Genomic DNA, 14,321 nt, shown 5'->3' on the forward strand with positions numbered 1-14,321 from the left:
TTGCCCCGTGCAAACCGTTTTGAGGAAGACCCCATGTTCACCGGCATCATCGAATCCATTGGCAGCATCCGCAGCCTGACCCCCAAGGGCGGCGACGTTCGCGTCTACGTCGAAACCGGCAAGCTGGACCTGGGTGACGTCAAGCTGGGCGACAGCATCGCCGTCAACGGCGTGTGCCTGACCGCCGTGGAACTGCCTGGTGACGGCTTCTGGGCCGACGTCAGCGTCGAAACCCTCAAGCGCACTGCCTTCATCGACCTCAAGAGCGGCAGCAAGGTCAACCTGGAAAAAGCCCTGACCCCTACCACCCGCCTTGGCGGGCACCTGGTCAGCGGCCATGTCGACGGGGTGGGTGAAATCATCTCGCGCAGCGATAACGCCCGCGCCATCCAGTTCCGCGTACGCGCACCGAAGGAGCTGGCCAAGTACATCGCCCACAAGGGCTCGATCACCGTCGACGGCACCAGCCTGACGGTCAACGAAGTCAATGGCGCCGAGTTCGAGCTGACCATTGTCCCGCACACCCTGTCCGAAACCATCATGGCCGACTACCGCGCAGGGCGTCGGGTGAACCTTGAGGTCGATCTGCTGGCCCGTTACCTGGAGCGCTTGCTGCTGGGTGACAAGGCCGCCGAACCGAGCAAGGGCAGTGGCATTACCGAAAGCTTCCTGGCCGCCAACGGCTTCTTGAAATCCTGATTGAGAAGGGGGTGCCGCGTGGCGCTCAACAGCATCGAAGAACTGGTCGAAGACATCCGCCAGGGCAAAATGGTCATCCTCATGGATGACGAAGACCGCGAGAACGAAGGCGACATCATCATGGCTGCCGAGTGCTGCCAGCCCGAACACATCAACTTCATGGCCAAGCATGCCCGTGGCTTGATCTGCATGCCGATGACCCGTGAGCGTTGCGAAACGCTGAAGCTGCCATTGATGGCGCCGCGCAACGGCTCGGGCTTCGGCACCAAGTTCACCGTGTCGATCGAAGCCGCCGAAGGCGTCACCACCGGCATCTCCGCCGCCGACCGCGCGCGCACCGTGCAAGCCGCTGCTGCCCGGGACGCCAAGGCCGAAGACATCGTCAGCCCTGGCCACATCTTCCCGCTGATGGCTCAGCCTGGCGGCACCCTGGCGCGTGCCGGCCATACCGAAGCGGCCTGCGACCTGGCGCGCATGGCCGGTTTCGAGCCAAGCGGCGTGATCTGCGAAGTGATGAACGACGACGGCACCATGTCGCGCCGCGCCGAGCTGGAAGTCTTTGCTGCCGAGCATGGCCTGAAGATCGGCACCATCGCCGACCTGATCCACTACCGCATGATTCACGAGCGCACCGTGCAACGGGTGTCCGAGCAACCGGTAGAGAGCGAGCTGGGTGAGTTCAACCTGGTCACCTACCGCGATGCGGTGGAGGGCGACGTGCACATGGCCCTGACCCTGGGCAAGATCTGCGCCGAAGAGCCGACCCTGGTGCGGGTACACAACATGGACCCGCTGCGTGACCTGCTGCTGGTCAAGCAACCGGGCCGCTGGAGCCTGCGCGCGGCCATGGCGGCCGTGGCCGAAGCCGGCAGCGGCGTGGTCCTGCTGCTGGGCCACCCGCTGGACGGCGACGTGCTGTTGGCGCACATCCGCGAAAGCGCCGGCGACCTACCGGCCAAGGCACCGACCACCTACAGCACCGTGGGTGCTGGCTCGCAGATCCTGCGCGACCTCGGGGTGCGCAAGATGCGCCTGATGAGTTCGCCAATGAAGTTCAACGCGATATCCGGATTCGATCTGGAAGTTGTAGAATACGTGCCCTCCGAGTGACTTGAGGCGGCAATGACGCCCCCAGCTCGAGTCCAGACCCCTGTCGAGGCCGCTTGCAAGCGGCCTCGCTCTTGAATATGAGAATATCGGAATGACCCTGAAGACCATCGAAGGTACCTTCATCGCCCCCAAAGGTCGCTATGCTTTGGTGGTTGGCCGCTTCAACAGCTTCGTTGTCGAAAGCCTGGTAAGCGGTGCCGTTGACGCCCTGGTTCGCCACGGTGTCAGCGAAAGCGACATCACCATCATCCGTGCCCCGGGTGCATTCGAAATTCCGCTGGTGGCACAGAAGGTCGCCCAGCAAGGCGCCTACGACGCGATCATCGCCCTGGGCGCCGTGATCCGTGGCGGTACCCCGCACTTCGAATACGTGGCGGGCGAATGCACCAAGGGCCTGGCCCAGGTGTCCATGGAGTTCGGTGTTCCGGTGGCCTTCGGCGTACTGACCGTCGATTCCATCGAGCAGGCCATCGAGCGTTCCGGCACCAAGGCTGGCAACAAAGGTGCTGAAGCTGCCCTGTCCGCTCTGGAAATGGTCAGCCTGCTGGCGCAGTTGGAGGCCAAGTGATTAGCGACGAAAGCGATCGTTTCAACCCGCGCGATCCAAAACCTGCGGATGCCGGCAAGCCCTCCAAGAGCGCCAAGCGTCGCGAAGCCCGCAAGCTTGCGACCCAGGCCCTCTATCAGTGGCACATGGCCCAGCATTCGCTGAACGAGGTCGAAGCGCAGTTCCGGGTGGATAACGATTTCACCGACGTCGACGGTGCCTATTTCCGCGAGATCCTGCATGGGGTCCCGGCAATCAAGGACGAAATCGACAAAGCGCTGGCCCCGTGCATGACCATTGCCCTGGACGAGCTCGACCCTGTGGAACTGGCCGTGCTGCGCCTGTCCACCTGGGAGCTGATCAAGCGCGTAGACGTACCGTACCGTGTGGTCATCAACGAAGGCGTGGAGCTGGCCAAGGTCTTCGGTGCTACCGACGGTCACAAGTTCGTCAACGGTGTGCTCGACAAGCTTGCCCCGTCCCTGCGTGAAGCAGAAGTCAAGGCGAACAAGCGCTGATCCCGGCGCTGCCTGGCCATGGGTGAATTCGAGCTGATCAACCATTACTTCGCCGCCGCGCCCTGCGCGCAAGGCGGCGAAGGCGTGGCCCTGGGGATCGGTGACGATTGCGCCTTGCTCGACCTTCCCCCTGGTGAACAATTGGCGGTGTCGACCGACACGCTGGTGGCCGGGGTGCATTTCCCTGCCGTGTGCGACCCACAACTGCTGGGCCAGCGGTCGCTGGCCGTGGCGGCCAGTGACCTGGCTGCCATGGGCGCGACCCCGATCGGCTTCACCCTTGCCCTGACCCTGCCAAGCGTTGGCCCGGACTGGCTTGCAGCCTACGCCAACGGCCTGAGCCGCATGGCGCACCGCTGCCGCATGAGCCTGATTGGCGGCGACACCACCCGTGGCCCATTGAGCATCACCGTGACCGTGTTCGGCCGGGTGCCGGCTGGCCAGGCGTTGCGCCGCAGCGGTGCGCGGCCAGGCGACTTGCTGTGTGTTGGCGGCACCCTGGGCAAGGCCGCCGGTGCCTTGCCGCTGGTACTGGGCGAGCGCCAGGCGCCCGCCGAGCTGGCCGAGCCGCTGCTGGCCCATTACTGGTCGCCGATGCCGCAGCTCACCCTGGGCACATGGCTGCGGGGCAGGGCCACGGCGGCGCTCGACGTCTCCGATGGCCTGCTAGCCGATTGCGGGCATATCGCCAAGGCGTCCGGGGTGGCACTTGAGGTGAACCTGGCCCAGGTGCCAGTGTCTCCTGCCTTGCAGGCATTCCTCGGCCACGAGGCGGCACTGCAGGCAGCACTCACCGGTGGTGATGATTACGTACTGGCCTTCACCTTGCCGCCTGCAGCACTGCCGCCCCTGGCCGAGCTTGGCTTCATCGAGGTACACACCATTGGTCGTGTGCTGCAAGGTCGCGGTGTGACCCTGCGCGACGCACAGGGCCAGGACATCACCCCCGCCCAGCGGGGCTATCAACACTTTAGGGAGACACCGTGACCGATCACCCCAACCAGGTGCCTGCGGAGTTCGTTCCGCCTTCGGTCTGGCGCAACCCATGGCACTTCATCGCGTTCGGCTTTGGTTCCGGCACCTTGCCCAAGGCACCGGGTACCTGGGGCTCGCTGGTGGCCATACCGTTCATCCCCCTGTGGCAGATGCTGCCCGACTGGGGCTACTGGCTGTTGCTGGGCATCAGCATGCTGTTCGGTATCTGGCTGTGCGGCAAGGTCGCCAATGACTTGCGTGTGCACGATCATGAAGGCATTGTCTGGGATGAAATCGTTGGCATGTGGATCACCCTCTGGCTGGTGCCGGAAGGCTGGCAGTGGCTGCTGGCAGGGTTCCTGATGTTCCGTTTCTTCGACATCCTCAAGCCGTGGCCTATCCGCTGGATCGACCGCCATGTGCACGGGGGCGTCGGCATCATGCTCGACGATATCCTGGCCGGTGTGTTCGCCTGGCTGGGCATGCAGGTTCTGGTATGGGCGGTTGCCTGAAACAGGGAGCGCGTGAATGGCCATGAGGGTTGTGCTGCTGGCGATGCTGCTGAGTGTCGCCCCGTGGGCGGTGGCTGCCGAAGGCCTGCCAAAGCAGATCCAGCTGGTCAGCGAGGAGTGGATCGACTACACCAATGCTGACGGTACCGGCGTTGCCTGGGACGTTCTGCGCAAGGTGTTCGAGCCGGCCGGGGTCAAGGTGGTGACCCAAAGTGCACCCTACAGCCGCGCGGTCGGCCTGGTGAAACGTGGCGAGGCGGATGCCTGGGTCGGCTCCTACAAGGAAGAGAACGACGACAACCTGTACCCGCGCTGGCACTTCGATATGGATCATATCTATGCGCTGGGGCTGGCCAGCAAGCCTGTGCCCACGTCGCAGAATGTGGGCAAGTACCGCTTGGCCTGGGTACGTGGCTACGACTACGGCAGCTACTTGCCCGATGTGCATGAGTTCCGTGAAATCCAGCGCCGCGAAGGCATCCTGCCGATGCTGGAGCATGACCGTGTGGACTTCTACATCGATTCCCAGACTGAAGTCGATTACGTACTGAACCAGTCATCGCAGCCCGAACGCTTTCGCCGCACCCACGTGGCCGAGCTGCCGCTGTACCTGGCCTTTGCCCGCAACGACCAGGCCAAGGCCCTGCGCGACCTGTTCGACAAGCGCATGGCCGAGCTGGTACGCAGTGGCGAGCTGAAGCCGATTTTCGAGCACTGGCGGCAACCGTATCCGTTCACTGCGGATAGCAAACCGCACTGAGGCCGGGCCTGCCTGGCCTAAGTATCGAACTTTTCGATCTTACCCCGCGGTATTCAGCCAGCCCATAGTGTGCAACCTGCTGATACAATCGGCTCACGAGATATGTCCCACTTTTTCCAGGAGCACAACGTGCCCGTCGTCTTTGTTGCCGCCTCTAAACTCCCGACGCCCTTCGCGACCTTCACCATGCATGGCTTTCTTGATGAAGCCACCGGCCGGGAGCATGTGGTGCTCAGCCTGGGTGACATCGCGGATGGTCAGCCGGTGCTGGGGCGCCTGCATTCCGAATGCCTGACCGGCGATGCTCTGTTCAGCCAGCGCTGCGACTGCGGCTCGCAGCTGGAGGCCGCACTGCAGGCAATCGCCCGCGAGGGCCGCGGCGTATTGCTGTACCTGCGCCAGGAAGGCCGTGGCATTGGCCTGCTGAACAAGATTCGTGCCTACGAGTTGCAGGACGGCGGGGCGGACACCGTGGAAGCCAACGAGCGCCTGGGGTTTGCCGCCGACCAGCGTGACTACGCCATGTGCCTGCCCATGCTCGAACACCTGGGCGTGAAGGCGCTGCGGCTGATGACCAACAACCCACGCAAGGTCAAAGCCCTGACCGACATGAGCATCGTGGTTGCCGAGCGAGTACCGCTGCATACCGGGCATAACCCGCACAACCGCTACTACCTGGCAACCAAGGCCGGCAAGCTTGGCCACATGCTCGGCAACGAACACCAGGGCGAGGTGCCCCAGGCGTGACCCGCGCCGAGGTCAAGCGGCGGCTGGCGCTGGCCTGGTGGCAGTACCTGGCGGTGGGCCTGCTGCCGCTGCCGGTCATGAGCTGGGCTTTTGGCGGCGGTGAGGCGCTGGTGCCGATTCTGGCCATGCCGTTGTTCATTGCCGGCGCGGCCACCATGTTCCTCAGCCTGCCACGTTTCGGTGCCTACAAGCGTGCACTCATCGCCACCTCGAAAGCCCTGGGTACTGCTGAAGAGCCTGCCGCGTGGATCGAGCTGGCACGGGTACGGCGCCTGGCCATGTTGTACGCCTGCTTCCCGGGCTGGGTCGCAGCGCTGTCTGTAGGGGTCGGTCTTGAAGCGGTGCCGCAGATCCTGTTGGCGATATCCACCGTGGTGGTGTTGTCCCTCTACCGCATTCCACGACAGCTCGGCTGATGCGCCTGCTGCCTGGCCTGCTGGCACTGTTCGCCTGTGCCGCGCTGGCTGGCGAACCCTTGCGAGTGGTCAGCCTGGCGCCTTCGATGACGGAAATCATGCTCGAACTGCAGGCCGATGACCTGCTGGTGGGTGTGCTTGACGGGGGCGAACGGCCAAATGCGTTGCGCGATTTGCCCTCGGTTGGCCGCCAAGGCCAGCTGAACATGGAGCGCCTGCTGAGCCTGCGCCCCGACCTGTTGCTGCTGTGGCCAGGCAGCGTGCCGCCGGCGCAACGCGAGCAGCTCAAAAGCCTGGGTATCACGACCTTCAGCGCCGAACCCCATGACCTGGACCAGCTCATCGAGCAGATCGCCGCGATTGGCGAGCGCGTCGGCCGTGCCGAGCAAGGGCAGCAGTATGCCCGGGCCCTGCGCGAGCGGTTGCGGCAACTGCGCCAGCAGTACCGACGTGACGAGCCCTTGCAGGTGTTCTACCAGGTGTGGGATCGGCCTTTGTACACCCTTGGTGGCCGCCAGGTGGTGAGCGACGCACTGGCCGTATGCGGGGCGCGCAATGTGTTTGCCGACCTCAGCCAACCGGCGCCGCAGGTGAGTGTGGAGTCGGTGTTGCTACGCAACCCCCAGGTCATCCTGGCCGGTGACCAGGCGCAGTTGACCCGCTGGCTGGCCTGGCCGCAGTTGCGCGCCGTTGCCCACGCCGGTTTGCTGGTGGTACCCGATAAAGGCCTGGAGCGCCCGAGCGGGCAAATGATTGAAGCCACCGCCCGCTTGTGTGCGTTGCTGGCCGCTAAAGCGCCGGCGTCCACGTCACGCTGAACAGCAACGTGCGGCCTTCTTCGCGGTACGGGTGGTAGGCCCCTTCGTAGCTGTAAAGGGCGCGGCTATAGCGGCGGTCCAGCACGTTATCCAGTTTGGCTTCCAGTTTCACTTCGTCGCTGGCAGCCCAACTGCCACGCAGGCCCAGCAAGCTGTGGCCACCGATGCGGTTGCGGTTGGCCTCATCGTCATAGCTGCTGCTGACGGCCTGCCAGCTGGCGCCCGCGCTGAAACGCCCGAAGTCGCGGTCCAGGTCCAGGCTCAACGTGCGCCGGGCGCGGCGGGCCAGGGTGTGGCCAGTGTCGCGGTCACGTGGGTCGATCAGTGCCATGCCCAACTGGGCGCGCCAACTCGCCCACTGCTGGGACAAGGCCATTTCCAGGCCGTTGATGCGTGCCGAGGCGACGTTGCGCGGGATCGAGTCCTGGCCAAATACGATGGCGTCGCGCAGGTCGGTCCGATATAGCGAGGTCTCCAGGCGGGTGGTGGTCGCCAGCTGGCTGCGCCACTGCAGCTCATAGCTTTTCGAGTGCTCGGGGTCCAGGTTCGGGTTGCTGTATTGCGGGTAATACAGGTCGTTGAACGTCGGTGCGCGGAAGCCTTCGCTGTAGGACAGCAGCACATCGTTATCCGCGTTCAGCGGCACGGTCAGGCTGCCACTCCAGGTGGTCTGGCCGCCAAACTGCTGGTTGCGGTCGTGGCGCACGCCCAGCTCTGTGGAAAACTGCTCGCCCTGGTAGCGGTGCTGGGCAAAGACCGCCCGGTTCCAGCGGCTGTCTTCGGTGAAGTCGGTACTGGCATGGACACGGTCTTCGTACCAGTCCCCACCGATCAGCAATGTGTGTTGTTCGCCCAGGGCGAGTTCGTTCTGCCAGGTCAGCTGATCGCGGTAGGTGTTGAACACGAAGCGCTCGGCGCTCAGCTTGTCACGCTTGTCGTCGCGGTTCTCGCTGTGGGCCAGTTCCAGGCGCGAGCGCCAGGCATCGCTGAGCTGCGCAGCGAAATAGCTGCCCAGGCTGCTGACGCTGAAGTCCGTGTAGGGCTTCTGGCCGAAGCTCTCGAAGGTTACCGGGTCGAACCCCCCGAACGGGTTGTCGTATTCACTGCGGCCACGGCTGTCGAGCAGGTTGACCCCGGCCTCGAAGCGCTCGCTGAAGGTGTGGCTCAGGCTCAGGTTGAAGGACTGGTTACGGTAGGCATCATGGTCGCCGTCACTGGCGAAGGATGGGCCAGTCGAATCGATGCCGGCTGTTTCATCCAGGCTGGCACCGAGGTTGAAGCGGGTCGCGTCGTTGCCGCCGGAAAGCCCCAGGCTACGCTGGACGGTCTGGTGGCTGCCTGCCGCGATGCGCAGCCGCGGCTGCAGGCCGGGCGTGTTGCTGCGGCGGGTGAAGATCTGGATCACCCCGCCGATGGCATCGCTGCCGTACACCGCCGAGCGCGAGCCACGCAGCACTTCTACCCGTTCGATCTGGTCAACGTCGAGGAACTGCAGGCCGCTGTCGCCCGAAGTGGCGTTGGCAATGCGTACGCCATCCACCAGCACCAGGCTTTGCGCCGCCTTGGTACCGCGTATGAAGATGCCCGGCAGGCTGCCACGGCCGCCAGTGGGGGCCACTTGTACGCCGGGTACGCGGCTTAGCAGGTCGGTGATGCTGGTGGGTTGCAGGCGGTCGATGTCGGCGCGGGTGAAGACCGTGTTGGCGGCGCTGGTGGCGGTGCGTGACTCGACCTGGCGGCTGGCGCTGATCAGCACGTCGGGGAGCTTCAGCGCGTCATCGCGTTCGGCGGCGATTAACAATGTGGGGGCGCAGAGTAGCGCGGCACAGGCAGATTTCTTCATAAGCAGTACCATTTTGCGAGGGCTGCGCCCTCGATCGCGACACAAGGCCGCTCCTACAGGTATTGCACAAACCGGTAGAGCGGCGCGGTCTCTGTAGGAGCGGCCTTGTGTCGCGAAAGGGCCGCAAGGCGGCCCCGGGGATTACAAGCCGAGCTTGGCCATGCGGGCTTTCACCGAAGCCTCAATCCCGGCCGCATCCAGCCCGCACTCGGCCAGCATCTGCGCCGGCTTGGCATGTTCGACGTAGATATCAGGCAGGCCCAGGTGCAGCAGCGGCTTGACCACGGCCTGGCTGGCCAGGAACTCGCCTACCGCAGCGCCAGCGCCACCCATGATGGCGTTCTCTTCGACGGTGACCAGCAGCTTATGGCTGCCAGCCAGTTCCAGCACCAGGGCTTCGTCCAGAGGTTTGACGAAGCGCATGTCGACCACGGTGGCATTGATCTGCTCGGCAACCTGCATGGCCTCTGCCAACTGCACGCCGAACACCAGCAGGGCGACTGTCTGGCCTTGGCGGCGGACCACGCCCTTGCCGATTTGCAGCGGCTCTAGGTCGCCGCTGATCGGCGCGTTCGGGCCGGTGCCGCGGGGGTAGCGCACGGCAGCCGGGCCGTTGTACAGGTGGCCGGTGCTGAGCATCTTGCGCAGCTCGTTCTCGTCGCTGGGGGTCATCACCAGCATGCCCGGGATGCAGCGCAGGTAAGACAGGTCGTAGCTACCCGCATGGGTCGGCCCGTCTTCGCCCACCAGCCCGGCGCGGTCGATGGCGAACAGCACATCGAGGTTCTGCACCGCCACATCGTGGATGAGCTGGTCGTAGGCGCGCTGCAGGAAGGTGGAGTAGATCGCCACCACGGGCTTGCTGCCCTCGCAGGCCATGCCGGCTGCCAGGGTGACGGCGTGCTGCTCGGCGATCGCCACATCGAAGTAGCGTTGCGGGTAGCGCTCGCTGAAATCGACCAGGTCGGAGCCTTCTTTCATCGCCGGCGTAATGCCCACCAGGCGGTTGTCGGCAGCGGCCATGTCGCACAGCCACTGGCCGAACACCGCGGAGTATTTCGGCCCGCTGGCCTTTGTCGGCGCGACAGGCTTGTCGGCGGGCTCCAGCTTGGTGATGGCGTGGTAGCCGATAGGGTCGAGTTCGGCGGGGGCGAAGCCCTTGCCCTTCTTGGTCACCACGTGCAGGAACTGCGGGCCCTTCAGGTCACGCATGTTGCGCAAGGTGGCGATCATGGTCGGCAGGTCATGGCCGTCGATCGGGCCGATGTAGTTCCAGCCCAGCTCTTCGAACAGTGTACCCGGCACCAGCATGCCCTTGGCGTACTCTTCGGTGCGCCGGGCGATTTCCCAGGCACCGGGCAGGCGCGACAGCACTTTCTTGCTGCCTTCGCGCATGCTGGCGTAGGTGCGGCTGGACAGGATCTTGGCCAGGTAGTTGGACAGGCCGCCGACATTGCGCGAAATTGACATGTCGTTGTCGTTGAGGATCACCAGCATGTCGGCATTGACTTCCTGGGCGTGGTTCAACGCCTCGAAGGCCATGCCGGCGGTGAGGGCGCCATCACCGATCACGGCGATCGACTTGCGCGCGCTGTTCTGCAGGCGGGCGGCAATGGCCATGCCCAGCGCTGCGCTGATCGAGGTACTGGAGTGGCCCACGCCAAAGGTGTCGTACTCGCTTTCGCTGCGGCGCGGGAAGGCGGCGATACCGTCCTTCTGGCGCAGGCTGAGCATGCGGTTACGGCGCCCGGTCAGAATCTTGTGCGGGTAGGCCTGGTGGCCCACGTCCCACACCAGCCGGTCGTCCGGGGTATCGAACACGTAGTGCAGGGCGATGGTCAGTTCGATCACGCCCAGGCCGGCACCAAAATGCCCACCGGTCTGCCCCACGGTATACAGCAGCTCCTGGCGCAACTCGTCGGCCAGGGTCTCCAGGTCGGCTTCGGCCAGCCGGCGCAGGCCGGCAGGCGTGTCAGCGCGGTCGAGCAACGGCGTGACCGGGCGTTCGCGGGGAATCTCTTGAAACGTCGTGGGCATCAGGCGAGTCGTTATAGGTGTGTGAAGACGCGGCAGTTTACCCCATTGTGGGAAAAGTGCCCATTCGACCACTGCTTGTGACACCCCAATGGCGCGGGTATCCGTGCTTAGTTGCGGCGCTCGACGATATAGCGCGCCAGTGCCCGCAGCGGCTCGGCTTTTTCGCCGAACCCTTCCAGTGCGACCAGCGCCTGGTCGCGCAGTTCGATCGCATAGGCCTTGGCCGCGTCCAGGCCCAGCAGGGCCGGGTAGGTCGGTTTGTCACGGGCGATGTCTGCCCCTTGGCGTTTGCCCAGGGTGGCGGTGTCGCCTTCCACGTCGAGGATGTCGTCCTGAACCTGGAATGCCAGGCCAATGGCCTGTGCATAAGTTTGCAGGGCGTCCAGTTGCTGCTGGCCGGCACGGGCGCTGGCCAGTGCGCCCAGGCGCACGCTGGCTTCGATCAGGGCGCCGGTCTTGTGCCTGTGCATGAATGCCAGTGCCCGCTGGTCGAGCTTCAGCCCGACCGAGCCAAGGTCGATGGCCTGGCCGCCCACCATGCCGGCTGGGCCGGCGGCCGTGGCCAGGGCCTGGACCATGGCCAGGCGGACGCTGTCGGCCTGCGGGCTGAGGTGCGGATCGAGCAGGGCGCTGAACGCCAGGCTCTGCAACCCGTCACCGGCCAGGATGGCGCAGGCTTCGTCGAAGGCCTTGTGCGTGGTGGGCTGGCCCCGGCGCAGGTCGTCGTCATCCATGGCAGGCAGGTCGTCATGCACCAGCGAGTAGGCATGGATCAGCTCCACCGCACAGGCCGCGCCGTTGGCCTGTTCGGCCGGGGCACCCAGGGCTTCGCACGCGGCGTAGGCCAGCAGTGGCCGCACGCGTTTGCCGCCGTTCATCACGCTGTAGCGCATGGCGGCATAGAGGCGTTCGAGTTCTTTGGTCGGGGCGACGAACAGCGGTTCGAGGGCTGCATCCACCCGCCTCTGGCAACTGGCCTGGTAGCTGCCGATCATGCTTCGGGCTCCGCGTCGAAGGGCTGGGCAGCCAGCTCGCCGTCACGCTCCAGCAGAATTTGCACCTTCTGCTCGGCCTGGGCCAGGGCACCTTGGCATTCTCGGGTCAGCGCGATGCCTTGCTCGAAAGCGGCCAGCGACTCTTCCAGCGACAACTCGCCGTTCTCCAGGCGCTCGACCAGTGTTTGCAGGTCTGCGAGGGATTGCTCGAAATCAAGGGAGGATTTTTTGCGGGCCATGGCGACTGTCTCGGAGGCATTCAGAACGGCGCGACACTAGCAGAGCAGGGCGGGGGGAGCAAACTTCCGGGGCCGTGAGGTTGGTTTCACAGGTCCTTTCGCGGGCACGCCCGCTCCCACAGGTACATCACAGCCTTCAAGCGCTGCGCCATACCTGTGGGAGCGGGCGTGCCCGCGAATTGCCCCAAAGTGGCTTATCAGGCCGGCTCGGCTTCCAGCGCCACCATCGCCTCCCGGTACCGCGCCAGCTCTTCTATGGTCAGCACCGGCAGATTGTACTGCCGCGCGTACACCGCCACCTGTTCGCCACGGGCCATGGTCCCGTCCGGGTTCATCAGTTCGCACAGCACTGCCGCCGGGCGCAGGCCGGCAAGGCGGGCCAGGTCCACCGAACCTTCGGTATGCCCACGGCGGGCCAGCACGCCGCCATTGCGCGCACGCAGCGGGAACACATGCCCCGGGCTGACGATATGACGCTGTTCGGCGCTGGAACGCAGTGCCGCAGCAATGGTGGTGAGGCGGTCCTGGGCAGAAACCCCGGTGGTGATCCCTTCGGCCGCCTCGATGGTGACGGTGAAGCCGGTGCCATGTCGGGCCTGGTTGTTCTGCACCATGGGCGCCAGCTGCAACGCATCGACGGTGGCTTCGTCCAGGCACAGGCAGACGATACCGCTGCAATCGCGAATCATCATGGCCATGGTTTGCAGCGTAATGTTTTCGGCGGCGGCAATGATGTCCGCCTCGTCTTCGCGGTCGTCATCGTCCAGCAACAGTACAGGGCGCCCAGCCTTGAAGGCGGCGATGGCGGCGGAAACATTGGGGTAGTGCGCGTGGTGCTGGGTGGACATGAAACGCTCCTCGTGAATGATCGATGAACGTCTCGGGGCGAACAAAATGCGTGCGCAGGGGCGCCCGGATGGCCCCCGCCTGACGCCTTCTTTCATCCGGACTATGACCGTCGGCTCTGGAGTTGCACCAGATCTGCTGACCCCCGGCATGGCCGGGGCGCTCGCGGGCTCATCTTTCGATTTACCGCCGGTGGGGACTTTCACCCCGCCCTGAAGACCGCCACAGCATACCGCACGTGGCCACCCCGCTGGCAAGCCGCGGTTCTACGACCTTTGGCGGTAGCGTAGGGCGGGCGTTGTGGAAGGTGCTGACAGGCTTACCGCGACATCCCTTCAATCACCTGCTTCAGCGAAGCCGGCAACATAGGCCCATGCCCCAACCCGGCAAACCGCTCGAAACGAACCTGCAAGCCTGGCACCCTGGCCAGGCTTGCCACCAGCTCACGCGCCGGCTGCTCGACATCGCCTTGCACCTGCGTGCGCGGGTTCGCCGGCTCTTCACTGCCACGCATCAGCAACAGCCGCGGCCGGCTGCTTCCCAGGCGCTGCTCGAGCCCCTGTGCCTCACCCACGATCGCGCCGTTGTGCCACCATAGCGAAGGGCTGGCAGCCGCATAGTCGCTGAATGACCAAGGCCGGGTGAAAAGCGCATGCAAAACGGCCAGCCCGCCATAGGAATGCCCCCACAATGTCTGCCGTTGCAGGTCGATCGGTGCCACATCTGCCACCATCGACCGCATGCGCCCGGTCAGCAGGTCCAGGAAAACGTCGGCACCGCCACTGGGCGCTCCGGTCAGTGGGTCAAGCTGCTCAGGCTGGCCAGGCACCGCCGGGGTGTAATCCCGGGTGCGCCCGGCACGGTCGATACGCTGCTCGGTCTGGTACCCCACCGCCACCAGCAATGGCGCCTGCCCTGCGGCAAGCCGGCCCAGCTGCTGGCCATCCAGTGCGCCCAGCGCGGCATTGCCATCGAGCATCCACAGCACCGGGTAGCCCGCCGCTGGCGCCGGCTGGTTCGGTTTGCCGACCCACAGCCGGTAATGCCGCTGGCCGTCGGCCGAGTCCAGGTCGAGCTGAGTGAAGCGGTAGGCCAGGTCATGGCGCTGCAGCAGTGAGGTGTCCATCTTCTGCTCATGGTCGGGCTGCGCAAGGGCAACATGAGCAGCAAGCGGCTGTGCCAGGCACAGTGCCATCGTCACGGCCAGGGTCAACTTGCTCATCAGGCATCTCTTCAGGGCTTTGCAGGCGCGCAAAGCG

Annotated in this window: 16 protein-coding genes and 1 riboswitch; of the genes, 10 read left to right on the top strand and 6 right to left on the bottom strand. The window is 64.9% G+C overall.

Annotated features, from left to right (window positions below):
• Nucleotides 1-33: 33 nt before the first annotated feature.
• The 10 genes from DMX12_RS07610 (at nucleotide 34) to DMX12_RS07655 (ending at nucleotide 7,102) form a co-directional block, all read left to right on the top strand.
• Nucleotides 34-699: a riboflavin synthase gene (locus DMX12_RS07610; protein WP_009685712.1), complete on the top strand. Its 666-nt coding sequence runs from the start codon at nucleotides 34-36 to the stop codon at nucleotides 697-699.
• An 18-nt stretch (nucleotides 700-717) separates the two neighbouring features.
• On the top strand, nucleotides 718-1,809 hold the full coding sequence (gene ribBA / locus DMX12_RS07615; RefSeq protein ID WP_029886265.1) for a bifunctional 3,4-dihydroxy-2-butanone-4-phosphate synthase/GTP cyclohydrolase II: 1,092 nt from the start codon (nucleotides 718-720) through the stop codon (nucleotides 1,807-1,809).
• A gap of 91 nt (nucleotides 1,810-1,900) precedes the next feature.
• Nucleotides 1,901-2,377: a 6,7-dimethyl-8-ribityllumazine synthase gene (gene ribE / locus DMX12_RS07620; RefSeq protein WP_003255395.1), complete on the top strand. Its 477-nt coding sequence runs from the start codon at nucleotides 1,901-1,903 to the stop codon at nucleotides 2,375-2,377.
• The gene (gene nusB, locus DMX12_RS07625; RefSeq protein ID WP_054914177.1) at nucleotides 2,374-2,874 is read left to right on the top strand and encodes a transcription antitermination factor NusB; all 501 of its coding nucleotides are present in this window, start codon (nucleotides 2,374-2,376) and stop codon (nucleotides 2,872-2,874) included. Before ribE ends, nusB begins: the two co-directional genes overlap by 4 nt.
• A gap of 18 nt (nucleotides 2,875-2,892) precedes the next feature.
• A complete protein-coding gene (gene thiL, locus DMX12_RS07630; protein WP_009685715.1) occupies nucleotides 2,893-3,861 on the top strand; it encodes a thiamine-phosphate kinase in 969 nt (322 codons plus the stop codon).
• Nucleotides 3,858-4,361, top strand: a complete 504-nt coding sequence (locus DMX12_RS07635; RefSeq protein WP_009685716.1) for a phosphatidylglycerophosphatase A — start codon at nucleotides 3,858-3,860, stop codon at nucleotides 4,359-4,361. Before thiL ends, DMX12_RS07635 begins: the two co-directional genes overlap by 4 nt.
• Nucleotides 4,362-4,377: 16 nt before the next feature.
• A complete protein-coding gene (locus tag DMX12_RS07640; RefSeq protein WP_054904996.1) occupies nucleotides 4,378-5,121 on the top strand; it encodes an ABC transporter substrate-binding protein in 744 nt (247 codons plus the stop codon).
• Between the two features lie 129 nt (nucleotides 5,122-5,250).
• Nucleotides 5,251-5,868, top strand: coding sequence for a GTP cyclohydrolase II (gene ribA, locus DMX12_RS07645; RefSeq protein WP_029886268.1), 618 nt, complete (start codon nucleotides 5,251-5,253; stop codon nucleotides 5,866-5,868).
• Nucleotides 5,865-6,284, top strand: coding sequence for an MFS transporter (locus DMX12_RS07650; RefSeq protein ID WP_110676911.1), 420 nt, complete (start codon nucleotides 5,865-5,867; stop codon nucleotides 6,282-6,284). The genes ribA and DMX12_RS07650 overlap by 4 nt, the downstream gene beginning before the upstream one ends.
• The gene (locus DMX12_RS07655) at nucleotides 6,284-7,102 is read left to right on the top strand and encodes a cobalamin-binding protein (RefSeq protein WP_110676913.1); all 819 of its coding nucleotides are present in this window, start codon (nucleotides 6,284-6,286) and stop codon (nucleotides 7,100-7,102) included. Before DMX12_RS07650 ends, DMX12_RS07655 begins: the two co-directional genes overlap by 1 nt.
• Here the strand turns inward: DMX12_RS07655 and DMX12_RS07660 are convergent.
• The 6 genes from DMX12_RS07660 to DMX12_RS07685 form a co-directional block, all read right to left on the bottom strand.
• Nucleotides 7,074-8,945, bottom strand: coding sequence for a TonB-dependent receptor domain-containing protein (locus tag DMX12_RS07660; protein ID WP_110676915.1), 1,872 nt, complete (start codon nucleotides 8,943-8,945; stop codon nucleotides 7,074-7,076). The two genes, DMX12_RS07655 and DMX12_RS07660, sit on opposite strands and share 29 nt — an antisense overlap.
• 141 nt (nucleotides 8,946-9,086) lie before the next feature.
• Entirely contained in the window at nucleotides 9,087-10,982 is a 1,896-nt protein-coding gene (gene dxs, locus DMX12_RS07665) for a 1-deoxy-D-xylulose-5-phosphate synthase (protein WP_110676917.1), read from the bottom strand.
• Nucleotides 10,983-11,089: 107 nt separating this feature from the next.
• Nucleotides 11,090-11,977 (bottom strand): (2E,6E)-farnesyl diphosphate synthase, encoded by an 888-nt coding sequence (gene ispA / locus DMX12_RS07670; RefSeq protein ID WP_009685725.1) that lies wholly within the window; start codon nucleotides 11,975-11,977, stop codon nucleotides 11,090-11,092.
• On the bottom strand, nucleotides 11,974-12,216 hold the full coding sequence (locus tag DMX12_RS07675; RefSeq protein WP_009685726.1) for an exodeoxyribonuclease VII small subunit: 243 nt from the start codon (nucleotides 12,214-12,216) through the stop codon (nucleotides 11,974-11,976). Before DMX12_RS07675 ends, ispA begins: the two co-directional genes overlap by 4 nt.
• A gap of 197 nt (nucleotides 12,217-12,413) precedes the next feature.
• The gene (ribB, locus tag DMX12_RS07680) at nucleotides 12,414-13,064 is read right to left on the bottom strand and encodes a 3,4-dihydroxy-2-butanone-4-phosphate synthase (protein WP_054904362.1); all 651 of its coding nucleotides are present in this window, start codon (nucleotides 13,062-13,064) and stop codon (nucleotides 12,414-12,416) included.
• A gap of 80 nt (nucleotides 13,065-13,144) precedes the next feature.
• A riboswitch (FMN riboswitch) is annotated at nucleotides 13,145-13,286 on the bottom strand.
• Nucleotides 13,287-13,381: 95 nt separating this feature from the next.
• Nucleotides 13,382-14,284, bottom strand: coding sequence for an alpha/beta hydrolase (locus DMX12_RS07685; protein WP_110676919.1), 903 nt, complete (start codon nucleotides 14,282-14,284; stop codon nucleotides 13,382-13,384).
• Nucleotides 14,285-14,321 lie beyond the last annotated feature (37 nt).

This window comes from Pseudomonas sp. MB-090624 (assembly GCF_003205245.1).
GTDB lineage: Bacteria > Pseudomonadota > Gammaproteobacteria > Pseudomonadales > Pseudomonadaceae > Aquipseudomonas > Aquipseudomonas juntendi.

What these genes read in the sequence shown, in the direction of transcription:
- DMX12_RS07610 (WP_009685712.1), top strand. Translation starts at nt 34, where the DNA reads ATGTTCACCGGCATCATCGAATCCATTGGCAGCATCCGCAGCCTGACC.
- ribE (WP_003255395.1), top strand. Translation starts at nt 1,901, where the DNA reads ATGACCCTGAAGACCATCGAAGGTACCTTCATCGCCCCCAAAGGTCGC.
- thiL (WP_009685715.1), top strand. Translation starts at nt 2,893, where the DNA reads ATGGGTGAATTCGAGCTGATCAACCATTACTTCGCCGCCGCGCCCTGC.
- DMX12_RS07640 (WP_054904996.1), top strand. Translation starts at nt 4,378, where the DNA reads ATGGCCATGAGGGTTGTGCTGCTGGCGATGCTGCTGAGTGTCGCCCCG.
- DMX12_RS07655 (WP_110676913.1), top strand. Translation starts at nt 6,284, where the DNA reads ATGCGCCTGCTGCCTGGCCTGCTGGCACTGTTCGCCTGTGCCGCGCTG.
- DMX12_RS07660 (WP_110676915.1), bottom strand. Translation starts at nt 8,945, where the DNA reads ATGAAGAAATCTGCCTGTGCCGCGCTACTCTGCGCCCCCACATTGTTA.
- dxs (WP_110676917.1), bottom strand. Translation starts at nt 10,982, where the DNA reads ATGCCCACGACGTTTCAAGAGATTCCCCGCGAACGCCCGGTCACGCCG.
- ispA (WP_009685725.1), bottom strand. Translation starts at nt 11,977, where the DNA reads ATGATCGGCAGCTACCAGGCCAGTTGCCAGAGGCGGGTGGATGCAGCC.
- DMX12_RS07675 (WP_009685726.1), bottom strand. Translation starts at nt 12,216, where the DNA reads ATGGCCCGCAAAAAATCCTCCCTTGATTTCGAGCAATCCCTCGCAGAC.
- ribB (WP_054904362.1), bottom strand. Translation starts at nt 13,064, where the DNA reads ATGTCCACCCAGCACCACGCGCACTACCCCAATGTTTCCGCCGCCATC.
- DMX12_RS07685 (WP_110676919.1), bottom strand. Translation starts at nt 14,284, where the DNA reads ATGAGCAAGTTGACCCTGGCCGTGACGATGGCACTGTGCCTGGCACAG.